Origin of the sequence: Tessaracoccus sp. OS52 (assembly GCF_020687685.1) — a bacterium.
Lineage (GTDB): Bacteria > Actinomycetota > Actinomycetes > Propionibacteriales > Propionibacteriaceae > Arachnia.
Window position 1 is genome coordinate 339,059 of record NZ_JAJEWM010000001.1, and the last position, 24,080, is coordinate 363,138.

Genomic DNA, 24,080 nt, shown 5'->3' on the forward strand with positions numbered 1-24,080 from the left:
AGACAACACTTCCGTCCTGGGGGACAACATTCCTCGCCGCAAGCTCGGTGGCCCGGAACGGAGCTTCGCGGACCCCGACGGACACCCGGGTGCGGAGACCTGGGCGCGTGCTGGGACTCAGGGGGTGGTCGGCGATGCGCGACCACTGGCGTGGGAGGGTAGATTGTCGCCCGTGGCAGACACTGTTTCAGACGCGATCAACACTCCGGACCTCGAGCAGCCCTACGCTGCGCTGGGCGTGAAGGACGAGGAGTACGCGCGCATCCGCGAGATCCTCGGCCGCAGGCCGACGAGTGCCGAACTGGCCATGTACTCGGTGATGTGGTCTGAGCACTGCTCCTACAAGTCCTCCAAGGTGCACCTGCGCCGCTTCGGTGAACTCAGCCAGGAGACGCCTCGCGGACCGCTGCTGGCTGGCATCGGCGAGAACGCCGGGGTCGTCGACGTCGGCCAGGGCTACGCCGTCACGTTCAAGGCGGAGAGCCACAACCACCCGTCGTTCGTGGAGCCGTACCAGGGCGCGGCCACCGGCGTCGGCGGCATCGTGCGCGACATCCTCGCCATGGGCGCCCGCCCCGTCGGAGTGATGGACTCGCTCCGGTTCGGCCCGCTTGGGGAGGCGGACACCCACCGGGTGCTACCCGGCGTCGTCGCCGGCGTCGGCGGTTACGGCAACTGCCTTGGCCTGCCGAACATCGGCGGCGAGGTCCAGTTCCACGACTCCTACCTGGGCAACCCGCTGGTCAACGCCCTGTGTGTCGGAGTCCTTCGGCACGAGGATCTGCACCTCGCCCGCGCCACCGGCGTCGGCAACAAGGTCATCCTGTTCGGTGCGGCGACGGGCGGCGACGGCATCGGCGGCGCCTCCATCCTGGCGTCGGAGACCTTCGACGAGACCGGTCCGGCGAAGCGCCCCAGCGTCCAGGTGGGCGACCCCTTCATGGAGAAGCTCCTTATCGAGTGCACCCTGGAACTCTTCCAGGCCGGCGTCATCAACGGCATCCAGGACTTCGGCGCGGCCGGGATCTCCTGCGCCACCTCGGAACTCGCCTCCGCCGGCGACGGCGGCATGGCGGTCGACCTGGACCTGGTGCCCCTGCGGGACTCCTCCCTCGCTCCCGAGGAGATCCTGATGAGCGAATCCCAGGAACGCATGATGGCGGTTGTGGAGCCGGGCAACGTCGAGCGCTTCATGGAGATCTGCCGCAAGTGGGACGTGCTGGCCACTGTCGTCGGCGAGGTGATCGAGGGCGACCGGCTCATCATCACCTGGCGCGGCGAGGTCATCGTCGACGTCGACCCCAAGACCGTCGCGCACGAGGGACCCGTCTACAACCGCCCCTACCACCGTCCCGAGTGGCTCGACGGCGTCAACGCCAACCGCGCCGAGGACCTCCCGCGGGACAACTCGGTCGATGGCCTCCGGGCCGCCGTCCTCGAGGTGGCATCCCACCCCAACATCGCCGACAAGTCCTGGGTGACCGACCAGTACGACCGCTACGTGCGCGGCAACTCGGTGCTGGCCCAGCCGGACAACTCCGGCATGCTCCGGATCGACGAGGAGACCGGCCTGGGCATCGCGCTCGCGCTGGACGCGAACTCCCGGTTCACGTTCCTCAACCCCTACCTGGGTGCGCAGCAGTCGCTCGCCGAGGCCTACCGCAACGTCGCCGTCACCGGCGCGGAGCCGGTCGCCGTCACCGACTGCCTCAACTTCGGCTCCCCCGAGGACCCGGAGGTGATGTGGACCTTCGTGGAGGCCATCGGAGGCTTGGTGGATGCCTGCAAGGAACTCGGCATCCCGGTCACCGGCGGCAACGTCAGCCTCTACAACCAGACCGCCAGCACCCCCATCCTGCCCACTCCGACCATCGGCGTCATGGGTGTCATCGACGACGTCGCCAACCGCGTCCGCTCAGGCTTCACCCACGCCGGCGACGGCATTCTCCTGCTGGGTGCCACGCGTGAGGAACTGTCCGGTTCCATCTGGGCCGACGCCATCCACGACGGTCACCTCGGCGGCACGCCGCCGCAGGTGGTGCTGGCCGATGAACAGAACCTCGCCAGGGTGATGCGGGCTGCCGCAGCCGAGCAGCTGCTGTCCTCCGCCCACGACCTCTCCGAGGGGGGCCTGGCTGTCGCCCTGGTGGAGTCGGCGCTGCGCAACTCCATGGGGTTCGCGGTCACGCTGCCCGACGGCGACCCGACCGTCGCGCTCTTCTCGGAGTCCGGCGCCCGCGCCGTCGTCTCGCTGCCCGGCAGCAGCCTGGCGCGTTTCGAGGCACTGTGCGCCGAGCACGGCGTCCCGGTCACGCGTCTGGGTGAGGTGACCGGCGAGGCGGAGTGCGAGTTCGTCGGCGCCTTCAGCATCCCGCTCGACGAGGTGCGCGCGGCCTGGCGGGCCCCCATCCGAGAGGCCATGAGAGCCTGAACTGATCAGCCGCGCCGCGCGGTGTCGCGGAAGCGCCCTTCGACGGTCGGCGCGGTGGGCGCGGTTCGCGATCTTGGCGTAACCGCATCAAGTGAGCCTTGACAGGCACTCCTCACCAACTAGACTCCCAAGCAACCGGGGTCAACGATGACCATAGGTGAAGTTTGTGTGGGTCCGTTGCAGACCCCGGCACGTTTCCAGCGCGTGGCGGGGGAGCCATCATGACGAAACAGACCCGAGGCAGCAGCACGAGTGCCGCGAGAACCGCACCTCTGGGCGGTCGGCAGGTGACCAGGAGGAATGTCCTGCGAGCGGCGGGCGGTGGCTTCGGGCTGTGGTTCGTCGGCACGGTCGGGGGCCGGGCCGTCGCCATCGAGGCCGAGCGAGTACTGCCCCAGGATGCGGCCTCACCGACTCTTGAGCCGTCGGGCATACCCAAGTACCTGACGGCGCTGCTGGTCCCGCCGGTCATGCCCCGCGCCGGAACCGTGCGGATCCGCGGCGGCAAGAACGCCGACCACTACGAGATCTCCGTGCGGCAGTTCCAGCAGCAGATCCTGCCCTCACCCCTGCCCGCCACGACTGTATGGGGATACGGCGCCCTCGCCCGCGACTGGGAGCGGGGGCTGCTCATCCACAACGCCCCGAGCCTCACGATCGAGGCCGATTGGCAGCGCCCGGTCCGGGTGACCTGGACCAACGACCTCGTCGATGACGAAGGGCGCTTCCTGCAGCACCTGCTACCGGTGGACCCGACGCTGCACTGGGCCAATCCGTCCGGCGGTGAGGCCGGCAGGGACTCCAGGCCGGCGTTCGAGTCCACCCCCGGCCGGTACACCGGGCCCGTTCCGATGGTCACGCACGTCCATGGCGCCGTGGGCGTCGGGGACGAGTCCGACGGGTACGCCGAGGCCTGGTACCTGCCCGACGCCGTCGACATCCCCGACGGCTATGCCACAGAGGGGACCTGGTACGACTTCTTCGCGTCGAAGGCGAACGCCAGGTTCGGGGCCGCTTGGGGTCCGGGGTCAGCCACGTGCCAGTACCCGAACGACCAGCGAGCCGCCACCCTCTGGTACCACGACCACACCTTGGGCATGACACGCAACAACGTCTACGCCGGGCCCGCGGGCTTCTACCTCATCCGCGGCGGCCCCGACGGCGACGACGCGGTGCTCGACACCCGCACAGGTGCCCGGGCGGTCCTGCCCGGACCGGCTCCTAAGGCGAATGACGCCTTTCCTTCCAACAAGACCTACTACGAGATCCCACTCGCCATCCAGGACCGCTCCTTCGGTGCCGACGGCTCCCTGTTCTACCCGGACAGCCGCGAATTCTTCGACGGCATCAGCGGACCGTTCGTGCCGGAGACCGACGTCTCACCCATCTGGAACCCCGAGTTCTTCGGCAACGCCATGATGGTCAACGGAGCCACCTGGCCCTTCCACACCGTGGAGCAACGCCGGTACCGCTTCCGGCTCCTCAATGGCTGCAACTCGAGGTTCCTCATTCTGGACTTCCGCGACATCCCCGGTGTCGAGGTCTGGCAGATCGGCAGCGACGGCGGGTTCCTCGCCGCTCCCGTTGACGTCACCACCGCGGGCAACACCCTGCTCCTCGGACCGGCAGAACGGGCCGACGTCGTGGTCGACTTCACGGGCGTGCCGGTGGGGGAGTGGGTACTGGGCAACATCGGTCCTGACGAGCCCTTCGGCGGCGGTGTTCCAGGCGTGGACTTCGAGGTCGCGAACCCGGGCGGGACCGGGCAGGTCATGCAGTTCCGCGTGATTCCGGCCGCCGCCGCTGACCCGACGACGCCGCCCGCCTTCCTCGCGCTGCCCGCGCTCGCGCCCCTGCCCGCGCCGACCCGCACCCGTCCGCTCCTGCTGGCCGAGATGATGTCCATGCACTTCGACGACGCCCCCGCGGCTGCGATGCTCGGCACCATCGATCCGACCACCAGGGAGGGGACTCCGCTCGAGTGGTTGCACGCGGTCACCGAGAACCCGCAACCTGGCGACGTCGAGGTCTGGGAGTTCCACAACACGACGGCCGACGCGCACCCGATGCACGTCCACGAGGTGGCCTTCCAGCTGGTCGACAGGCAGAAGCTGATGGTCACCGACGATGACGACGGACCGCACCCCGTCGTCGTGGACGCCGGGTCCCAGCCCATGGCGCCGGAGCCGGGTGAACTCGGCTGGAAGGACACGGTGATTGCCTACCCGGGCGAGGTCACCCGCGTGCGGATGAGGTTCACCTCGGCCGGGCAGTACGTCTGGCACTGCCACATCGTCGAACATGAGGACAACGAGATGATGCGCCCCTACCGGATCGGGCCGGTCCAACCGGGCCAGCCGGAGCCGCCGTCCCACTGAGTCGGTTCAGCCGACCTTGCCCAGCCAGGCGGCCGGGCCGCCCAGCACGGGACGGAAGGCAGCCATGGCCGCGCCCAGCGCGGCCGGGGCCTCACCCTCGACAGGGATGATCCGCGGAGGAGACAACTCGTGGGCCAGCACCCGGCTCTGGAGCTGCTGCTCAAGGGCGGGCACCACCCAGCGCGCCAGCCGTCCCAGGTGTCCGCCGATCACGACGACCGGAAGGTCGAGGAGGTTCAGCGCTGCAGAGACGCCGATGCCCAGCGCGTCCCCGGCCCGCCGGAGTGCTTCGAGCGCGGCTGGTTCCTCGGCCTCGGCGGCGGCCAGCAATTCTTCGATCGAGGAGACCCCGGCATGGTCACGAATCGCCTTCGCCCCGGCGAAGGCCTCCACGCAGCCCTGGGCGCCGCAGCCGCAGACCGATCCTTCGGGATCCGCGCACACGTGGCCCAGTTCCCCGGCCCAGCCATGGCGGCCGGCGACCACACCGGTGCCGATAACCGCCGAGGAACCGATACCCGTCTCTCCCGAGATGTAGAGGAAGTCGCCCATGGTCGAGGGCCGTCCGGGTGCCTCCATCGCAACGGTCTCGGCTGCGAAGTCCGCCTCGTTGCCGACGAGGAGCAAGACGTCGTCGGGCAACGAGAGGAAGCCGCGCAGGATCTCCCCGACGCCCACGTCGACCCATCCGAGGTTGGGTGCCCGGAGCAGGACGCCGCGGCTGGAGTCGACCAGCCCGGGGACGGCGAGCGCGGCCCCGACGAGTCTGCCGTCCGCGGCGCGTTCCAGAGCGGACCTGGCCAGGTCTGCGAGCTCGTCCAGGACCTCGATGGGGCTGGAGTGGGAGTAGTCACCCTCTCTGGAACCGCTGGCAAGGACGGTGCCGTCCAGGTCCATCACGAACACGGCCATGTGTGAGACGTTGAGTTCCAGGCCCAGCGCGTGCATTGTCCCGCCATTGGCCACCAGGGGCAGCGCAGGTCTGCCGGCGCGTCCGGTGCCGAGCGCTTCCAGTTCCTGGAGCATCCCGCTGCCGAGCAGTTCGTCGACGAGCCGGGAGACCGTCGAGCGGGTGAGGCCGGTCAGGGCGGCGACGTCGGCGCGCGAGGGTGGCTCGGCGCACGCCAGGACCTGCCTGAAGACCAAGGACAGGTTGCGCTCCCGCAGGTCTGACTGGCGAGCGCCGGGCTGCTGGGAGCGCAGGGAGGACGTCGGCCGGGAGCGGCGCCTCAGCGTCGCAGCCGGGGCCGCCGGTTCAACTTCTGACATGGGCTTGACTCTACCGTGCCCCGCCATTAAGTTGTTCGAGACAACAAAACTCGCTGAGGAGTGACAATGGCACCTGTGCCTTCCAAGACTGACAAGTTCTCATTCGGCCTCTGGACGGTGGGCTGGACGGGCACCGACCCGTTCGGTACCGACACCCGCCCGAAGCTGGACCCGTGGGAGTACTCGGACAAGCTGGCCGAGCTGGGAGCGTGGGGCATCACGTTCCACGACGACGACGTCGTGGCCTACGACGCCCCCGAGGACGAGCGGCGCGCCACCTTCGCCAAGCTCAAGGACGCCGCCGACAAGGCCGGACTCGTCATCGAGATGGTGACCACGAACACCTTCAGCCACCCGGTCTTCAAGGACGGCGGCCTCACCTCCAACGACCGCGCCGTGCGCCGCTACGGCTTGCGCAAGGTGCTCCGCAACGTCGACCTGGCCGCGGAGCTGGGGGCCAGCACCTTCGTGATGTGGGGCGGCCGGGAGGGTGCCGAGTACGACTCATCCAAGGACCTCCACGCGGCACACGCCCGCTACGCCGAGGGGCTGGACACCGTCGCCGGGTACATCAAGTCCCAGGGCTACGACCTGCGCATCGGGCTGGAACCCAAGCCCAACGAGCCGCGCGGTGACATCTTCCTGCCGACCATCGGACACGCGCTGGGCCTGATCGCCCAACTGGAGAACGGCGACATCGTCGGCCTCAACCCCGAGGTCGGGCACGAGCAGATGGCCAACCTCAACTACACCCATGGGCTCGCGCTCGCGCTGTTCTGCAACAAGCTCTTCCACATCGACCTGAACGGCCAGCGGGGCCTGAAGTACGACCAGGACCTGGCCTTCGGCCACGGCGACCTGATGAGCGCCTTCTTCACCGTCGACCTCCTGGTCAACGGCTTCCCCGCCTCTCCCGACGCCCCCCGCTACGAGGGCCCGATCCACTTCGACTACAAAACCAGCCGCACCGAGGGCATGCAGGGGGTGTGGGACTCTGCCCGCGCCAACATGGTCGGCTACCTGATGCTCGCGGAGAAGGCCCGCTCCTTCCGGCAGGATCCGGCCGTCCAGGCCCTCATGAGGGAGGCGAGCATCTTCGAGCTCGCGGAGCCCACGCTGGGGGCTGGTGAGTCCGTGGCCGACTTCCTGGCGGCCGAGGAGGAGTTCGACGCCGACGCCAAGGGCGCCCGCGAGTACCACTTCGTCCAGCTCCAGCAACTGGCCCTGGAGCACCTGATCGGCTGATCCGGGCAAGCCCGGGCGGCCGGGGAGGGGCTGGCCTAGGGTTGAGGGCGACATGTCCAAGACCTTCGCCTCCCTGGCCGTCCCCAACTACCGCTGGTTCGCGGCCGGGGCGCTGGTGTCCAACGTCGGGACGTGGATGGGCAGGACCGCCCAGGACTGGCTGGTGCTCACCGAGCTGACCGACGGGTCCGCGTCGGCGCTGGGCATCATCACCGGCCTGCAGTTCCTGCCGCTGCCGTTCCTGGCGCCGTATGCGGGGCTGATCGCGGACCGGGTGAGCAAGAAGCGCCTGCTCATCGTCACCCAGGTGCTGATGGCCGTCACCGGCCTGACGCTCTGGCTCCTCGTCGCCACCGACGTCGCCGTGCTGTGGCACGCCTACCTACTGGCGTTCCTGCAGGGTGTCGTCGTCTCCTTCGACAATCCGGCCCGGCAGGCCTTCGTGAACGAACTCGTGGGCCCCGGGCTGGTGGCCAACGCCGTCGGGCTGAACTCCGCGTCGTTCAACGCCGCCAGACTGCTTGGTCCAGCAGTGGCTGGTCTGGTCATCGGCGGGTGGGGGGTGGCACCGGCGCTGCTGGTGAACTCGCTGAGCTTCGTCGGCGTGCTGATGGGACTGCTGATGATCCGCGACGACCAGCTGCTCCTCAACCCGAAGTCGAAGAACCGCGGCACGGTGCGGGAAGGGGTGGCCTACGTCCGCTCCAGACCGGACCTGTTGCTGATCTTCGTGATCGTCTTCATGCTCGGTACCTTCGGCATGAACTTCCAGATCACCATCGCACTCATGGCCACGCAGGTCTACGACAAGGGTGCAGAGGAGTACGGACTCCTGGGTTCCCTGATGGCGGTGGGCACGCTGGCGGGGGCGCTCCTGTCGGCCCGGCGCGGGCGGCCCAGACTGCGGATACTGCTCGGCGCGCTGGGGCTGTTCTCCCTGTTCTGCCTGCTGGCCGGCCTGGCGCCCAGCTACACGCTGTTCGGCCTGGCGCTGATCCCCTGCGGACTGTTCGCACTCACCGTGATGACGACGGCGAACTCCACGGTCCAGCTCTCCACGGCACCGGAGTTCCGCGGCCGGGTCATGGCGCTCTACATGGCCATCTTCATGGGCGGCACCCCGCTGGGCGCGCCGGTCGTCGGCTGGGTGGGCGACGTGCTCGGGCCACGCTGGACCCTGCTGGTGGGCGCGCTCGCCTGCGGTCTCACCTTCCTGGGCGTCGGCCTGTTCCTGGTGACCTACCGCGGCCTGCGGGCACGGCTCCGCCTGCGCTGGCCGCTGCGCCTCGACGTCTACAAGGCGGGCGAGGACCCGGAACCCGGCCGGTAGCCGAAGCTCAGCGCAGCCAGACCGTGGTATTGACGGGCAGGGCGTTGCCCTCCAGGGCACCGCTGGCCAGCAGCACCTCGCCCTCGGGGAGATCCACCGTCGGGGCAGAGACGTTGGTCGCCACCAGCAGGTCGCCGTTGCGGAACGCGACGACGCCCTCGCCTAGGTCTTCCCACTCGAGCTCGCCCGTGCCCAGGGCCAGTTCCTTGCGCAGTCGCAGTGCGTCGCGGTACATGGTCCACACGGACCCATCGACCCCCTGCTGCTGGTCTACGGCGAGTTGCCGGTAGCTGTCTGGCTGGGGCAGCCAGGTCTGGCCGGTGGGCGAGAACCCGAGGCCGGGGGCGTCGGCCTCCCACGGAATGGGGACGCGGCAGCCGTCGCGGCCGACCTCGGTGTGGTTCGAACGGAACCAGGTCGGGTCCTGACGGAGGTCGTCGGGCAGCGTGGTGTGGTCCGGCAGGCCCAGTTCCTCGCCTTGGTAGAGGTACGCCGAGCCTGGCAGCGCCAGCATCATCAGCGTGGCCGCCGTGGCGCGGGCCAGGCCCAGCTCGTTGTCCGGCTGGGGATCGGAGGCTCCGATGCCGTAGCGGTTCGAGGTGTCGTCCCGTCCGAGTCTGCTGCGGTGCCGCAGGACGTCGTGGTTGCTCAGCACCCACGTCGTCGGGGCACCGACGGTGGCCACCTTGGCGAGGGACGAGGTGATCACCTGCTGGTAGGCGGCGGCATCCCACGCGCACTCCAGGAACTCGAAGTTGAACGCCTGGTTCATCTCGTCGGGGCGGACGTAGTTCGCGATCCGGTCCGTGTGCACCCAGGCCTCGGCCACGAGGATGCGGTCTGCGTCGTAGGAGTCCAGCACCCGGCGCCACGAGCGGTAGATCTCGTGCACGCCGTCCTGGTCCCACATCGGCCCGGCCTGCAGGCCGAGCAGTTCGGGATTACGGGTCTCGTCAGGGAGGCCGTCGGCCTTCACCAGGCCGTGGGCGACGTCCACGCGGAAGCCGTCGACGTCGGCGTCCAGCCAGTAGCGCAGGATGGCCTCGAACTCCTCCCGGACGCGGGGGCTGTTCCAGTTCAGGTCCGGCTGGCTCCCGTCGAACAGGTGCAGGTACCACTGTTCCGGAGTCCCGTCCGGCCGCGTGAGGCGCGTCCAGCCCGGCCCACCGAAGACGCTGCGCCAGTTGTTGGGAGCCTCTTCGCCGTCCACCCCGCGGCCGTCGCGGAAGATGTAGAGGTCCCGCTCAGCGGAGCCGGGTCCGGCTGCCACGGCGGCCTGGAACCACTCGTGTTCGTCGGAGGTGTGGTTGGGGACCAGGTCGAAGATGACCCGCAGTCCCAGTTCGTGGGCCCGCGCCACCAAGCGGTGGGCGTCCTCGGTCTTCCCGAACAGCGGGTCGACGGTGCGGTAGTCGGCGACGTCGTAGCCGCCGTCGGCCATGGGGGAGAGGTAGAAGGGCGACAACCACACGGCATCCACCCCGAGGTCCACGAGGTAGGGCAGCCGCTCGATGATGCCCGGCAGGTCGCCGTAGCCGTCGCCGTCGCCGTCGGCGAAGGAGCGGGGGTAGACCTGGTAGATGACGGCGTCGCGCCACCACTGGTGCTGGTTCATTGAAGGGGTCCCGTCGAGTTGCGGATGATCAGGTCGGGGTGGAACAGCAGTTCGGAACGGTCAAGAGTAGCCCCCGCCAGACCATCCAGCAGGGCGCCGACGGCGGCCTCGCACATGGCGCGGACGGGCTGGCGGATCGTCGTGAGGGCCGGTGCGGTGAAGGCCATGAGCGGGCTGTCGTCGAACCCGACCACCGAGAGGTCGTCGGGAATCGAAAGGCCCCGGGAAGTGGCCTCGCGAATGGCGCCCAGCGCCATGATGTCGGAGCCGCACACCAGCGCGGTGTGGCCGGAGTCGATGAGCCGGCCCGCCGCGAGCTGCCCACCCTCGGCGGTGAAGATGGTGCTGGCGATGTCGGCGCGCGTGAAGCCGAGCGCCAGGAACGCGTCGACCTTCCGCCTGGCGGGCAGGTAGCGCTCCGAGCCCATCGCGAGCCCGATCCGCTCGTGCCCCAGGGACCGCAGGTGGGTCACGGAGGCGGAGACGGCCTCGGCGTCGGAGCAGGAGAAGAACGCACCCCGCAGGTCCGGCGCGTAGCCGTTGATGAAGACCGCTGGGATCCCGGACTCGATCAGCCGCCGGTAGTGCTCGTTGGAGCCCAGGCTGTCAGCAGGCGTCCCGGAGACCGAGATCACACCTGTGACGTTGAGGTTCTGCAGGGTCTCGAGGTGCTGCATCTCGCCCGTGCCGGAGGTCCCCGCAGGGCACACCACGTTCGGCTGGCCGGCGGCGAACAGCAGGATGTCCAACTCCTCGACGAACGCCGGGAAGGCCGGGTTGGAGAGTTCGGGTACGACGATGGCGACGACGCTGCCGCGCTTGCCCGCCCCTGACTCCCGCTCGTAGCCGAGCTGGCTCATGGCGTCAAGGACCGTGCGCCTGGTGTCCTCCTTCACGCCGGGCTTGCCGCTGAGGACGCGGGAGACGGTCGCGGTGGAAACCCCGGCCAGATGGGCCAGGTCGGCCATCCTCGTCCGCTTCGTTGGGGCCATCTGGGTTCCTCTTTCGACCTGATCGACGGTGACTTGTGCCCGCAAACGTTACCAGCCCGGCAAACGTTACCAAACTGTGAGGCCGCACTTGCTGAAAGTTGCTGCAAATTTGCTATGGTCATCCCGACTGGCAATCGGCGCCAGTTCTCAAGGACGAGGAGATACCTGACATGCGCAAGAGCTTCCTTGCCGTGGCGGCAGCAGGACTGGCGATGACTCTCGCAGCCTGCGGCAGCGGCACCACCCCCACCAGCACCAGCTCAACCCAGACGAGCGAGTCGGCCAGCGAGGCTGCGACCACCGCGGAGGCCACCGAGACCACCGCTGAGTCCAGCGCCCCGGCCGCCTCCGGCAGCATCACCATCTGGGCCGACGAGGTCCGGGTCAACAGCTTCACGGAGGTGGCCAAGAGCTTCACCGACGAGACCGGCATCGCAGTCGAGATGGTGCAGAAGCCCACCCAGGACATCAAGACTGAGTTCGTCACCCAGGCGCCCACCGGCGAAGGGCCGGACCTCATCGTCGGCGCGCACGACTGGACCGGTGACCTTGTCAACAACGGCGTCATCGCCCCCGTCGAGCTCGGCGACGCCGTCGGCAACTTCCCGGAGCCCGCAGTGCAGGGCTTCACCTACGACGGCCAGCTCTACGGCGTGCCCTACGCCAGCGAGAACATCGGCCTGGTCCGCAACAACGCCCTCGCCACCGAGACGCCCGAGACGTTCGACGAACTGGTCGCGCAGGGCAAGGAGCTCGGAGCCGAGTTCCCCGTCGTGATCCAGCAGGGCGAGGGCGGTGACGCGTTCCACCTGTACCCCCTGCAGACCTCGTTCGGCGCGCCCGTGTTCGTCAGCGAGAACGGCGAGTACACCACCGAACTCGGGATGGCCGGCCCTGAGGGCCTGGCGTTCGCCGATTACCTGAAGAATCTGGCCGACGAGGGCGTGCTCAGCACCGCCGTGGGCGGAGACCAGGCCAAGCAGAGCTTCCTGGACGGCAAGACCCCCTACATCGTGACCGGCCCGTGGTACGTCGCCGACTTCGTCGCCGCCGACATGGACGTGACCGTCCTGCCGGTGCCGTCGGCCGGTGGCCAGCCGTCGGCCCCCTTCCTCGGTTTCCAGGGCGTCTACCTGTCGGCCCACTCCGAGAACGCGCTGCTCGCCAACCAGTTCCTGACCTTCCTCGCAGGCGCCGAGGCGCAGACCCAGCTCTACGAACTCGACGGCCGCTTCCCGGCCAACACCGAGTCGGCGGCCGCTGTGGACGACGAGATCCTCGCCGGGTTCGGTGAGGCCGGCAAGCTCGGGCAGCCCATGCCCGCCATCCCCGAGATGGGTGCCGTGTGGACCTACTGGGGCGCTGCCCAGGTGAGCATCATCACCGGGGCCGCGGATCCCGCCACCGCCTGGAACGAGATGATCGCCAACATCCAGGGCGAGATCTGATCCAGCCATCGCAGCCGTGATGGGCGCGTGGGTCCCCGTTGGAACCCACGCGCCCGTCCGAATCGGAAGGGACCACGCGTCGTGACGCAATCCGGAAAGGCTCAAGACGGCCCGAGGCTCTCCCATGCCCGTGACCTGTCACGCCCCGGCTTCTGGGTGAAGCTCGTGCTCATGGCCGTGGTGAACGCGCTGGGCCTCTACGGCATCCTGGCCTCCTGGGCGCAGCAGGAGTGGGGAGTCATGACGTTCCTCGTCATCACTCTCGCCATCGCCGACTACGTCTACTTCTCCAAGCGGGCCATCCCCGCCAAGTACCTGATGCCCGGCCTGGTGTTCCTTGCCGTCTACCAGCTGTATGTGATGGGCCACACGGCCTACGTCGCCTTCACCAACTACGGCGACGGGCACAACGACTCCAAGGGTCCGGCCATCACCCAGATCCTCAAGACGGCCGACCGCCGCGTCGAGGGCACGCAGACCTTTCCCGTCACGGTGCTGGAGAAGGACGGCGAGCTGGCCTTCGGCATCGTCCGCGACGGTGTGCCCCTGGTGGGCGACGCGGAGGACCCGCTCACGGAGGCGCCGGACGCGGTGGTCCAGGCTGACAAGGTCCTGGAGGTGCCCGGCTACACCACGCTGGTGCTGGCCGACATCCTGGACCGGCAGTCAGAGGTGCTGGAACTGCGCGTCAGCCTGTCCGACAACCCCGACGACGGCTGGCTGCGCACCGACAACGCGACGATGGCCTTCGTCGCCAAGTCCAGCCTTGTCTACGACGAGGCCGCCGACACGTTCACCACTGCTGAAGGCAAGGTCTACACCGCGGACCCGGAGCGGGGCCTGTTCGTCGCCGACGACGGCACGTCCCTCACGCCGGGCTGGCGGGTGCTGGTGGGGACGGAGAACTTCACGAAGGTCTTCACCGACTCCCGCCTCAGCGGCCCGTTCGTGCAGATCCTGGCCTGGACGTTCGCGTTCGCGATCCTGTCGGTGGCAACCACCTTCGCGCTCGGCCTGGCCCTGGCCGTGATCTACAACGACCCCAGGATCAGGGGGCGACGGTTGTACCGCTCCCTGTTCATCCTGCCCTACGCGTTCCCGGGCTTCCTGGCGGCGCTGGTGTGGAAGGGAATGCTGAACGAACGCTTCGGCATCATCAATGAGTGGCTGGGCCAGGACATCAACTGGCTGGGCGACGGCAACCTCGCCAAGCTGTCCATCCTCGGGGTGAATCTCTGGCTGGGCTTCCCCTACATGTTCCTCGTGTGCACCGGCGCGCTGCAGTCCATCCCCGGCGAACTCACCGAGTCGGCCGTCATGGATGGCGCCGGGCCGTGGCGGCGGTTCCGCTCGATCACCCTGCCGCTGCTGTTCGTCTCCACCGCGCCGCTGCTGATCTCCAGCTTCGCGTTCAACTTCAACAACTTCTCGCTCATCTACATGCTCACCGGGGGAGGACCGAACTTACCTGGGGCGCCCGTGGTCATCGGTGAGAGCGACATCCTGATCTCGATGGTCTACTCCATCGCCTTCGAGTCCGGTCAGAAGCAGTACGGCCTCGCCTCTGCGCTGTCCATACTCATCTTCTTCGTGGTCGGCCTCGTCTCCTGGCTCGGCTTCCGTCAGACCCGCAAGCTCGAGGAGATCATGTGATGGCCAACAAGACCGGACTCCGCGGCGCCCGCTGGTGGAAGGAGGTCGGCTGGAAGCACGTCTTCGCCGTCGTGTTCATCCTCTACTGCGTCTTCCCGCTGCTCTACGTGCTGTCCACCTCCCTCAATCCGGGGGCGACGCTGACCGGGTCCGCAGAGCTCTTCCGCGAGTTCTCGCTCGCCAACTTCGAGGACCTCTTCGGCAGCCTCTTCCCGCGCTGGCTGTTGCAGTCGTTCATCGTCAGCACCGCGACGTCGGTGGGCACCGTCGTCATGGGAGCAGCCGCGGCCTACGCGTTCAGCAGGTTCCGGTTCAAGGGCCGGCGGGGCGGGCTGACCTTCCTGCTGATCGTCCAGATGTTCCCGCAGATGCTCGCGTTCGTGGCCATCTTCCTGCTGCTGCTCACCCTCGGGGAGATCTTCCCGGTGCTCGGTGTCGGCTCGCGTCTGGCCCTGATCGCCGTCTACCTGGGCGGGGCACTCGGTGCCAACACGTTCCTCATGTACGGCTTCTTCAACACGATCCCCCGGGAACTGGACGAGGCCGCCAAGATCGACGGCGCCACGCACGCCCAGATCTTCTGGGGCATCATCATGCGGCTGGTCACCCCCATCCTCGCTGTGGTGGGACTGCTTTCGTTCGTCGCCAGCTACGGCGAGTTCATCCTCGCCAAGATCGTCCTCACCCACCCCGACGACTACACCCTCGCCGTCGGTCTCTACTTCTGGGCATCGGACGAGCGCAACGCTCCGTGGTCGCTGTTCGCTGCGGCCGCCGTGATTGCCGCCGTCCCCATCATCGTGCTGTTCATGTACCTGCAGAAGTACATCGTCGGCGGCCTCACCGCGGGCTCTGTCAAGGGCTAGCCCGGACGGTACCGTTGGGCCATGACAAACCTCGCCTGGGACGTCGAGGGTGTGCTGCCCTCCGTCATAGCAGACCTGCACGAGCTGATCACGATTCCGTCGGTGTCCTCACAGCCGGAACACGACGCCGATGTCCTGGCCTGTGCTCACCGGATCGAGGGTTTGCTGAAGGGCGCGGCCTGCCCCGAGGTGCGGCTGCTCGAGGCTGGCGGCAAGCCGGCGGTCTACGGGCACTACCCTGCGCCCGAGGGCATGCCGACGGTCCTGCTCTATGCGCACTACGACGTGCAGCCCACGGGCGAACATGAGCTGTGGACTTCGCCGGCGTTCACGCCCGACGAGCGCGACGGACGCCTGTACGCCCGGGGGGCCGCCGATGACAAGGGCGGCATCGCCGTCCACCTCGCCACGCTGCGTGCCTTCGACGGCTCCCCGCCCGTCGGCGTGAAGCTCTTCATCGAGGGCGAGGAGGAGATTGGTTCTCCCTCCATGCCCGCGCTGCTGGACAGGTACGCCGACGAGCTGTCCGCTGACGTGTTCGTGATCGCCGACTCGGTGAACTGGGCCGTCGGCCAGCCGAGCCTCACCACGTCGCTGCGGGGCCTGGTGGACGCCGTGGTCACGGTCTCCACGCTCGAGCAGGGCCTGCACTCCGGGCAGTTCGGCGGAGTCGTGCCCGACGCCCTCACCGCCCTGGTCCGCCTCCTCGCCACCCTGCACGACGATAGAGGCGACGTCGCCATCGCGGGGCTGGACTCCTACCCGGGACCGGACCTCGACTACCCCGAGGACCGCCTCCGCGCGGAGACCGGGGTCCTCGACGGCGTGCAGCAGACCGGGACCGGCAGCGTCGTGCAGCGCATGTGGTACAAACCGGCAGCCTCCGTGCTGGCCATCGACACCACCCGCATCTCCGAGGCCTCCAACACCCTGATCCCGACGGCGTCGGCCAAGGTGAGTGTCCGGCTCGCCCCGGGCCAGGACCCAGTGGCCGCGCAGGAGGCGCTCGAGCGGCACCTGCTGGAACACGCACCGTGGGGCGCCCGCGTCGAGGTCAGCGACGGCCAGCTGGGCGGACCGAGCACGATCAGCCTCGACGGCCCCTACGCCGAGGCCGCCCGGCAGGCGTTCGTTGAGTCCTTCGGGATGGCGCCGGTCGAGATCGGGTGCGGCGGGAGCATTCCCATCGTCGCGGAGTTCGCGAACCGGAACCCCGACGGCATCGTCCTGGTCACGGCGGTGACGGACCCCGACTCCCGGATGCACGGCATCGACGAGTCCCTGGACCTGGGTGACCTGGCGAAGGCGGCCACCGCCGAGGCCCTGCTGCTGGTCAACCTCGCGGCGGTCGCACGGTAAGCTGTCGGGGTGCCACGAGCTGACGGACGCCTGAGCCTCGAAATCGACCCCATTGAGCGGAAGCCGCAGGATGAGTGCGGCGTCTTCGGGGTCTGGGCTCCCGGCGAGCACGTCGCGGAACTGACCTACTACGGCCTGTTCGCGCTGCAACACCGGGGGCAGGAGTCCGCCGGGATGGCCGTGTCCAACGGCCAGCGAATCATGGTGTTCAAGGACATGGGGCTGGTCTCCCAGGTGTTCAACGAGACCACCTTGACGGCGCTGCGCGGGCACCTCTGCGTCGGCCACACGCGCTATTCCACGACGGGTGCCTCCGTCTGGCAGAACGCCCAGCCCACGTTCCGGCACGGCCCCCGGGGCGGCCTGGCCCTGGCGCACAACGGCAACCTGACCAACACCCTCGAACTCGAGGAGTGGCTGCGGGAACTTGACTCCGGTGAGAAGGTCCCGGAGAAGAAGACCATGGACTCCACCAACGACACCTCGCTGGTGACCGCGCTGATGGTGTCCTTCGGAGACGAACCCGTGGAGCAGGTGGCCATGAAGGTGCTGCCGCGGCTGCGCGGCGCGTTCTGCCTCACCTTCATGAACGAGAACACACTGTTCGCCGCCCGTGACCCGCAAGGCATCCGCCCGCTGGTGCTCGGCCGGCTGGAGCACGGCTGGGTGGTGGCCTCGGAGACCGCCGCGCTGGACATCGTCGGCGCCAGCTTCATCCGGGAGGTCGAACCCGGCGAGTTCATCGCCATCGACGAGGCCGGGCTGCGCTCCCAGCGGTTCGCGGAGGCCAGGCCCAAGGGCTGCCTGTTCGAGTACGTCTACCTCGCCAGGCCGGACACCACCATCGCCGGCCGTGGCGTCCACACCACCCGCGTGGAGATCGGCCGCGAGCTCGCCCGGGAGCACCCCGTCGACGCGGACCTCGTGATCCCGGTCCCGGAGTCGGGAACCCCGTCGGCCATCGGCTACGCGGAGGAGTCTGGCATCCCCTACGGGCAGGGCCTGGTAAAGAACGCCTACGTCGGCCGGACCTTCATCCAGCCCAGCCAGACCATCAGGCAGCTGGGAATCCGGCTGAAGCTCAACCCGCTGCGGGAGATCATCGCGGGCAAGCGGCTCGTGGTGGTCGACGACTCGATCGTGCGCGGCAACACCCAGCGGGCGCTGGTGCGGATGCTGCGGGAGGCCGGTGCGGCGGAGGTCCACGTCCGGATCTCGTCCCCGCCGGTGGAGTGGCCATGCTTCTACGGCATCGACTTCTCCACCCGCGCGGAGCTCATCGCGCCGGGTCTGACCGTCGAGGAGATCTGCCGCTCCATCTCGGCCGACAGTCTCGGCTACATCTCCCTCGAGGGGCTCACCCGCGCCACCACCATCGCGCCGGAGCGGCTGTGCCGGGCCTGCTTCGATGGCGTCTACCCAGTCCCCATCCCACCCGAGCAGGCAGAACTGCTGAAGCTGGAGGAGAAGTGAAACCAAGCGCCTACGCCGCCGCCGGCGTCGACATCGAGGCCGGGGACCGCGCCGTCGAGCTGATGAAGGCCTCGGTTGCCCGCAGCCGCCGCCCCGAGGTGCTCGGGGGCCTGGGAGGCTTCGCCGGCTTCTTCGACGCAGCCGCGCTGAAGGACTTCCGCCACCCGGTACTGGCCACCTCGACCGACGGTGTCGGCACCAAGGTGGCCATCGCGCAGGCGATGGACAAGCACGACACCATCGGCTTCGACCTGGTGGGCATGCTCGTGGACGACCTGGTGGTCGTCGGCGCCGAGCCGTTGTTCGTCACCGACTACATCGCCACCGGAAAGGTGGTGCCGGAACGGATCGCCGCCATCGTCGGGGGCATCGCCGACGCCTGCGTCGCGGCCGGTTGCTCCCTCGTCGGTGGCGAGACCGCGGAGCACCCCGGACTCCTGGGAGCCGACGAGTACGACATCGCCGGCGCCACCACCGGCGTCGTGGAGAAGGACGAGATCCTTGGCGCCCACCGGATCGTCGCTGGCGACGTGGTCCTGGGCATGGCCTCCTCGGGGCTGCACTCCAACGGCTACTCCCTGGTGCGCCACGTACTGCTGGAGCGGGCCGGCTGGTCGCTCGATCGGCACGTTGACGAACTCGGAAGGACACTTGGGGAGGAACTGCTGGAACCCACGCGGCTCTACGCCCTGGACGTGCTGGACCTGATCAAGCGGGTCGAGGTCCACGCCTTCAGTCACGTCACCGGCGGCGGCCTCGTGAACAACCTGGCCCGGGTGATCCCCGACGGGGCCCGCGCAGTCCTGCGCCGCGACTCCTGGACGCCCGGTCCCATCTTCCAGTTGGTGCAGCAGGTGGGCCAGCTGAGCCAGGCCGACGTCGACGCCACCCTCAACATGGGTGTGGGCATGGTGGCGGTCCTGCCTGCCGACGGCGTGGACGCTGCGATCGCCGCCTTGGCGGAGCGGGGCGTGGAGAGCTGGGTCCTTGGTGACGTGCAGGCCCACGACGGCGCCGGCGCGGCCGAACTGATCTGAGTCAGGACCCGCGCAGCACCGCCAGGAGCGCCTCACCGTAGGCGTTCTCCGGGTCGTCCTCGGTGAAGGTCTGGTCGCCCCCGGCGACGTCGACGGTGACCTCGAACCCCCTCGTTCGGTCCAGCCTGACGAGGGACCTGAACGCCGCCCCGAGCGCCTGGCGGAGCTGGCCCTCGTTCGGCAGCCAGACCGTCTTCTCCTGGGCGACCGAATCGAGTGCCCATTCGGTGGTCCCGTTGAACGCGAAGACGGTGCCCGTCTCAAGCCGTCGTGGTTCGATGACCATGTCAGCGAGGTGGAACAGGTCGTCCACCATTTCGGGAGCGGTCACGACGAACCTGTCCCCGGCCGCTGGCTGCCACGCCAGGCCGGCCTCGCGCAATTCGAGCGCCAGCGCTAGATCAATCACGATTTCCACCCTACGCGCCCGCAGAATATGTATCCGGGACACCAAATATGTTAGGGTCGTAATCGCTCAGCCGACTCGCCTCGAATGAGCCCACGAGCCCCGGCCCCGCACGTTCCCCCGACGCGCGGGGCCGGTTCGCGTCCAGCGTCAGCGCACCGGCTTCGCGTGCCAGATCCGGTCCAGGTAGTCGCGCATGGACCGGTCGGAGCTGAAGAAGCCCGTGCGCGCCACGTTCAGGATCGCGGAGCGGGTCCAGGCCTCATGATCCGCATACTTCGCCTCGACGGCGTCCTGCGCGTCGAGGTAGCTGGCGAAGTCGGCGAAGGCCATGAAGCGGTCCTCGTTCAGCAGGCTGCCTGTGACCGACTCGAACGCCGAGGTGTCGCCTCGTGAGAACGCTCCGGAGTTGATGAGGTCGATCGTCGCCCTCAGGTTCTCGTCGCCCTCGTAGTAGGAGCGGGGACGGTAGCCGTTGTCGCGCAGTGCCGCGGCGGTGGGCTCGTCCATCCCGAAGAGGAAGAAGTTCTCATCCCCGACGAGCTCGCGGATCTCGACGTTGGCGCCGTCGTCGGTTCCGATGGTGAGGGCGCCGTTGAGGGCGAACTTCATGTTGCCCGTGCCGGAGGCCTCCATGCCCGCGAGGGAGATCTGCTCGGACAGGTCCGCGGCCGGGATCAGCGTCTGGGCAAGGGTCACGTTGTAGTTCGCCGGGAACGCGATCCGCAGGCGGCCCTCCAGCCTGTCGTCGGCGTTCACGGCCGCCGCAACTGCGTTGATCAGGTGGATGATGTCCTTCGCGAGCTTGTAGCCGGGCGCTGCCTTGGCCCCGAACACCACCGTGCGCGGGACGAGGTCCTCGAGCTTCCGACGGCCCGAGAGCACCTGCTCGTAGAGCGAGACCACGTGCAGGAGCTTGAGGGTCTGGCGCTTGTACTCGTGGAGGCGCTTGACCATCACGTCGAGCATGTGGTCCGGCGGGAGGAAGATTCCGTCCCGCTTGGCCAGCACGTCCTGTAGGCGGGCCTTGTTGGCCGCCTTCACCTCGCGGAACGCCTCGCGGAACCCTGCGTCGTCGACGTGGGCCTCAAGGCCGCGGAACTGCTCCAGATCCGTGACCCAGCCATGGCCGATCCGGCTCGAGACGAGCTCGGAGAGCTTCGGGTTGGCCTGGCGCACGAACCTGCGGGGCGTGACCCCGTTGGTGACATTGGTGAACTTGTCAGGCCACAGCTCGGAGAAGTCCGGCAGCACCTTGTCGCGCAGCAGCTGGCTGTGCAGGGCCGCGACACCGTTTACCTTGGAACCGGCGACGGTGGCCAGGTGCGCCATGCGCACCGACGGGGTGGGGTGCTGCGTCACGATCGACATGCGGCGAGCGCGCTCCTCGTCGCCGGGGAAGGCGGCGCGCACCTCGGCCATGAACTGCTCGTTGATCTGGTTGATGATCTGCAGGTGGCGGGGGAGGAGCCGGCCGAGCAGGTCGGTGGACCAGACCTCCAGGGCTTCGGGCAGCAGGGTGTGGCAGGTGTAGGCGAAGCAGGACTTCGTGACCTCCCAGGCCTCCTCCCACTCGAAGCCGCGCTCGTCGACGAGGATGCGCATCAGCTCGGGCACCGCGATCACCGGGTGGGTGTCGTTCAGCTGGAAGATGATGCGGTCAGCGAGGTTGTGCAGGTCGAACCCGGGCTCGAGCTCATGGTCGATGAAGTCACGCAGGGAGCAGGCGACGAAGAAGTACTGCTGCTGGAGGCGCAACTCCTTGCCCTGCGGCGTCGAGTCCTCCGGGTAGAGCACCTTGGAGATGTTCTCTGCGAAGGTCTGGGCGCGGACGGCCTCGACGTAGTCGCCGGCGTTGAAGGTCTGCAGGTCGAACTGCTGCTTTGCCCGGGCGCCCCACAGCCGCAGCGTGTTGACGCGATCCGTGTCGTAGCCGGGCACCAGGTAGTTGTAGGGCAGGCCCATCACGTTCCACGCGGGGATCCACCGGGTGTGCTGGCGGCCGTGCTCGTCTGTCCACGTGTCCGTGTGTCCACCGAAGTTCACCTGGACGGCATGCTCGGGGTGGACGAACTCCCACGGGGACTCCAGGGCGAGCCAGGAATCCGCCTCCTCAACCTGCCGCCCCTCGACGAAGGTCTGGCGGAAGATGCCGTACTCGTAGCGGATGCCGTAGCCGATGCAGGGCACGTCCATGGTGGCGAGCGAGTCGATGAAGCAGGCCGCCAGGCGTCCCAGGCCACCGTTGCCAAGGCCCGGTTCGACCTCCTTGGCGCGCACCTCGTCGATGTCGATGCCGTGCTTGGACAGCGCCTCCTCAACGACCTCGACGAGATCCGTGGCCAGCAGGGCGTTGTCGAACTGGCGACCCAGGAGGTACTCGGCAGAAAGGTATCCCACGACCTTCGGCCTCACGCGGCGATCGAGTGCCTTGGTGGCCAGCCACTCGTCCATCAGGTAGTGGCGCACCGCGCTGGCGGCCGCCTGATAGCGGTCCTGGGCGCTCGCTTCAGTCAGGTCCACGCCCTGCCGGTTGTGCAGTTCGCGTATGAATTCGGTCACGAAGCCAGCCACGGTGTGGCGGGGATCGTCGACGATGGTGAGCGGTTTTGAACCGTTGCTGAAAGTTTCCTGCGACATGGGTTTCAGCCTAGGACACCGGGGCAAGACACGCACAAGGGGCTCGGTACAACAATCTCTGAAACGGTGCCCGGCGTTGCTTGACGGTTCAACCTTCCTCGTGCTAGGATGATTTCAGTTTCAACCACTTCCGCCGGACCGCCGGCAGCACCGAGGAGATCGCATGACCGACACCCTGAACCAGCTCGCCAACACCCCGGCCCAGCTCACGGGCAGCTACACGCTGGATCCCAGCCACACCCAGATCGGGTTCGTCGCGCGTCACGCGATGATCACCAAGGTCCGTGGCACCTTCACCAAGTTCGAGGGCAGCGCGTCCTCGCAGCCGAACCTGGAGGGCGCGGCGCTGTCGCTCACCATCCAGGCTGCTTCCGTCGACACCCGCAACGCGGACCGTGACGCCCACCTGCGCGGCGAGGACTTCTTCGACGTGGAGAAGTACCCGACCATCACCTTCACCTCCACCTTCATCTCGGCCGTCGATGCGGAGACCGTCCACGTCGAGGGTGAGCTCACCATCAAGGACGTCACCCGTCCCGTCGCGATCGACTTCGACTACGAGGGTGCCGCTGTGGACCCGTTCGGCAACGAGCGCGTCGGAATCTCCGGTGAGCTCGTCGTCAACCGCAAGGACTTCGGACTTGAGTGGAACGCAGCCCTCGAGACCGGCGGCGTGCTGGTCTCCGAGAAGGTCACCCTCTTCTTCGAGGTCTCGGCCATCAAGGACGTCGCCCAGGCCTCGGCCGACGACGCGGCCGCCATCGAGGCTCCCGTCGAGGAGCCCGCCGTGAAGCCGGCCCGCGCGGAGGCCGCGCCCGCCAAGGGTGGATTCGTCGGCTGGCTGAAGAAGGTCTTCAGCTGATCGGCTGCTAGTCCCTGAATCACGACGGCGCCGCACCCGGAATGGGTGCGGCGCCGCTGTCTCTTCGGCCGGCGGCGAGGGGCGGTGGCTTTCGAGGGGGGTGGGCAGTGATGGGTGTTGGCGGGTACGAAAGGATCGCTGGCATGGTGGACATGCTCGGTTCAGTGATTCCCATCGTCGCGCTCGTCGGCCTTGGGATCGTCCTGCGACGCACGCGGGTGCTCGACGACTGCGCCGTCGACGGGCTGAAGCGTCTCGTGGTGAGCGCCATCCTGCCCGCCGTCCTGTTCACCGCCTTCCTGGGCATCGAGTTTCGCGGTGAGTACGTTGCGGTCGTTCTCCTGGTCCTGACTCTGTGTGTGTTCCTGCTGGGAGTCGGTCATCTGGTCCGCCGGCCGCTGGGAGGCTCCGGGGTCATCCCGTTCCTGTTCACCGGCTTCGAGTTCGGGATGGTGGGGCTGGCGCTGTTCACCGCGGCGTTCGGGGTCTCCGAACTCCCGGTTGCCGGCATGGTGGGCCTCGGCCACGAGTTCTTCATCTGGTTCATCTTCGTGACGCTGCTGCGGCGCCGGATGGCGGGCAGGGTTTCCGTGGCCGCGACGATGCGGTCCTTCGCAACCTCGCCGGTGATCCTGGCGATCGCGGCGGGGCTGGTACTGAATCTGCTGGGGGGTTCGCGCTGGCTCGAGGGGAACGTGATCGGGGCGGCGTTCCTGCAGCTGGTGGGCTATCTCGCCGCCATGATCGTTCCCGTGATCCTGATCGTGGTGGGCCACGGCACCCGGCTCACGCGGGCGGGCGTCCGGCAGGCCGCGCCCCTGGTGGCAGCGCGGTTCGCGTTGATGCTCGCCCTCGCGCTGCTGGTCAACCACTTGGTCATCCGGACCTGGCTGGGGCTGCCGCCGATCGTCGAGGCGGCCGTGTTCACCCTGCTCATCCTGCCCCCGCCGTTCATCGTGCCCATCTACCTCCCACGCGAACGCCGCGACGAGATCACCCTGGCCAACAATGTGTTGAGCCTGCACACGGTGATCAGCGTCGCGGCGTTCGTGGTCTACGTTGCCGTGACCGGCTGA

17 protein-coding genes are annotated in these 24,080 nt (G+C 68.3%); 12 read left to right on the forward strand and 5 right to left on the reverse strand.

The window, feature by feature from the left end; genetic code table 11:
- Positions 1–172: 172 nt before the first annotated feature.
- Positions 173–2,431 carry a phosphoribosylformylglycinamidine synthase subunit PurL gene (purL, locus tag LKO27_RS01450; RefSeq protein WP_227735130.1) on the forward strand — a complete coding sequence of 753 codons (2,259 nt, stop codon included), beginning with the start codon at positions 173–175 and terminating at the stop codon, positions 2,429–2,431.
- 221 nt (positions 2,432–2,652) lie between these two features.
- Entirely contained in the window at positions 2,653–4,809 is a 2,157-nt protein-coding gene (locus LKO27_RS01455) for a multicopper oxidase family protein (protein WP_227735131.1), read from the forward strand.
- Positions 4,810–4,815: 6 nt separating this feature from the next.
- Here the strand turns inward: LKO27_RS01455 and LKO27_RS01460 are convergent, their stop codons facing one another.
- The gene (locus tag LKO27_RS01460; protein WP_227735132.1) at positions 4,816–6,078 is read right to left on the reverse strand and encodes an ROK family transcriptional regulator; all 1,263 of its coding nucleotides are present in this window, start codon (positions 6,076–6,078) and stop codon (positions 4,816–4,818) included.
- A 66-nt stretch (positions 6,079–6,144) separates the two neighbouring features.
- Here LKO27_RS01460 and xylA point away from each other — a divergent pair, with 66 nt between their 5' ends.
- Positions 6,145–7,323: a xylose isomerase gene (xylA, locus tag LKO27_RS01465; protein WP_227735133.1), complete on the forward strand. Its 1,179-nt coding sequence runs from the start codon at positions 6,145–6,147 to the stop codon at positions 7,321–7,323.
- Between the two features lie 52 nt (positions 7,324–7,375).
- Positions 7,376–8,653 carry an MFS transporter gene (locus tag LKO27_RS01470; RefSeq protein ID WP_227735134.1) on the forward strand — a complete coding sequence of 426 codons (1,278 nt, stop codon included), beginning with the start codon at positions 7,376–7,378 and terminating at the stop codon, positions 8,651–8,653.
- 7 nt (positions 8,654–8,660) lie between these two features.
- On the opposite strand, the gene LKO27_RS01475 is transcribed toward LKO27_RS01470, so the two are convergent.
- Together LKO27_RS01475 and LKO27_RS01480 are read right to left on the reverse strand one after the other, a co-directional pair.
- Positions 8,661–10,268 (reverse strand): alpha-amylase family glycosyl hydrolase, encoded by a 1,608-nt coding sequence (locus LKO27_RS01475; protein ID WP_227735135.1) that lies wholly within the window; start codon positions 10,266–10,268, stop codon positions 8,661–8,663.
- Entirely contained in the window at positions 10,265–11,260 is a 996-nt protein-coding gene (locus tag LKO27_RS01480; RefSeq protein WP_227735136.1) for a LacI family DNA-binding transcriptional regulator, read from the reverse strand. The genes LKO27_RS01475 and LKO27_RS01480 overlap by 4 nt, the downstream gene beginning before the upstream one ends.
- Before the next feature lie 170 nt (positions 11,261–11,430).
- Here LKO27_RS01480 and LKO27_RS01485 point away from each other — a divergent pair, with 170 nt between their 5' ends.
- The 6 genes from LKO27_RS01485 (at position 11,431) to purM (ending at position 19,096) form a co-directional block, all read left to right on the forward strand.
- A complete protein-coding gene (locus tag LKO27_RS01485) occupies positions 11,431–12,708 on the forward strand; it encodes a maltose ABC transporter substrate-binding protein (RefSeq protein WP_227735137.1) in 1,278 nt (425 codons plus the stop codon).
- Positions 12,709–12,789: 81 nt separating this feature from the next.
- Positions 12,790–14,361, forward strand: a complete 1,572-nt coding sequence (locus LKO27_RS01490; protein WP_227735138.1) for an ABC transporter permease subunit — start codon at positions 12,790–12,792, stop codon at positions 14,359–14,361.
- A complete protein-coding gene (locus tag LKO27_RS01495; protein ID WP_227735139.1) occupies positions 14,361–15,227 on the forward strand; it encodes a sugar ABC transporter permease in 867 nt (288 codons plus the stop codon). Before LKO27_RS01490 ends, LKO27_RS01495 begins: the two co-directional genes overlap by 1 nt.
- Before the next feature lie 21 nt (positions 15,228–15,248).
- Complete coding sequence (locus LKO27_RS01500; RefSeq protein ID WP_227735140.1) at positions 15,249–16,586, forward strand: dipeptidase; 1,338 nt, start codon at positions 15,249–15,251, stop codon at positions 16,584–16,586.
- Positions 16,587–16,595: 9 nt separating this feature from the next.
- Positions 16,596–18,059, forward strand: a complete 1,464-nt coding sequence (purF, locus tag LKO27_RS01505; RefSeq protein ID WP_227735141.1) for an amidophosphoribosyltransferase — start codon at positions 16,596–16,598, stop codon at positions 18,057–18,059.
- On the forward strand, positions 18,056–19,096 hold the full coding sequence (purM, locus tag LKO27_RS01510) for a phosphoribosylformylglycinamidine cyclo-ligase (RefSeq protein ID WP_227735142.1): 1,041 nt from the start codon (positions 18,056–18,058) through the stop codon (positions 19,094–19,096). The genes purF and purM overlap by 4 nt, the downstream gene beginning before the upstream one ends.
- 1 nt (position 19,097) lies before the next feature.
- Here the strand turns inward: purM and LKO27_RS01515 are convergent, their stop codons facing one another.
- Positions 19,098–19,505, reverse strand: a complete 408-nt coding sequence (locus LKO27_RS01515; RefSeq protein ID WP_227735143.1) for a pilus assembly protein CpaE — start codon at positions 19,503–19,505, stop codon at positions 19,098–19,100.
- A gap of 147 nt (positions 19,506–19,652) precedes the next feature.
- Positions 19,653–22,142: a glycogen/starch/alpha-glucan phosphorylase gene (locus tag LKO27_RS01520; RefSeq protein WP_227735144.1), complete on the reverse strand. Its 2,490-nt coding sequence runs from the start codon at positions 22,140–22,142 to the stop codon at positions 19,653–19,655.
- Positions 22,143–22,305: 163 nt separating this feature from the next.
- Here LKO27_RS01520 and LKO27_RS01525 point away from each other — a divergent pair, with 163 nt between their 5' ends.
- Both LKO27_RS01525 and LKO27_RS01530 read left to right on the forward strand, forming a co-directional pair.
- Positions 22,306–23,004, forward strand: coding sequence for a YceI family protein (locus LKO27_RS01525; protein WP_227735145.1), 699 nt, complete (start codon positions 22,306–22,308; stop codon positions 23,002–23,004).
- A 143-nt stretch (positions 23,005–23,147) separates the two neighbouring features.
- On the forward strand, positions 23,148–24,080 hold the full coding sequence (locus LKO27_RS01530; RefSeq protein ID WP_227735146.1) for an AEC family transporter: 933 nt from the start codon (positions 23,148–23,150) through the stop codon (positions 24,078–24,080).

Coding starts and splice junctions, on each gene's coding strand:
- LKO27_RS01480 (WP_227735136.1), bottom strand. CDS start 11,260: ATGGCCCCAACGAAGCGGACGAGGATGGCCGACCTGGCCCATCTGGCC.
- xylA (WP_227735133.1), top strand. CDS start 6,145: ATGGCACCTGTGCCTTCCAAGACTGACAAGTTCTCATTCGGCCTCTGG.
- LKO27_RS01470 (WP_227735134.1), top strand. CDS start 7,376: ATGTCCAAGACCTTCGCCTCCCTGGCCGTCCCCAACTACCGCTGGTTC.
- LKO27_RS01455 (WP_227735131.1), top strand. CDS start 2,653: ATGACGAAACAGACCCGAGGCAGCAGCACGAGTGCCGCGAGAACCGCA.
- LKO27_RS01500 (WP_227735140.1), top strand. CDS start 15,249: ATGACAAACCTCGCCTGGGACGTCGAGGGTGTGCTGCCCTCCGTCATA.
- LKO27_RS01485 (WP_227735137.1), top strand. CDS start 11,431: ATGCGCAAGAGCTTCCTTGCCGTGGCGGCAGCAGGACTGGCGATGACT.
- LKO27_RS01520 (WP_227735144.1), bottom strand. CDS start 22,142: ATGTCGCAGGAAACTTTCAGCAACGGTTCAAAACCGCTCACCATCGTC.
- LKO27_RS01460 (WP_227735132.1), bottom strand. CDS start 6,078: ATGTCAGAAGTTGAACCGGCGGCCCCGGCTGCGACGCTGAGGCGCCGC.
- LKO27_RS01525 (WP_227735145.1), top strand. CDS start 22,306: ATGACCGACACCCTGAACCAGCTCGCCAACACCCCGGCCCAGCTCACG.
- LKO27_RS01495 (WP_227735139.1), top strand. CDS start 14,361: ATGGCCAACAAGACCGGACTCCGCGGCGCCCGCTGGTGGAAGGAGGTC.
- LKO27_RS01475 (WP_227735135.1), bottom strand. CDS start 10,268: ATGAACCAGCACCAGTGGTGGCGCGACGCCGTCATCTACCAGGTCTAC.
- LKO27_RS01530 (WP_227735146.1), top strand. CDS start 23,148: ATGGTGGACATGCTCGGTTCAGTGATTCCCATCGTCGCGCTCGTCGGC.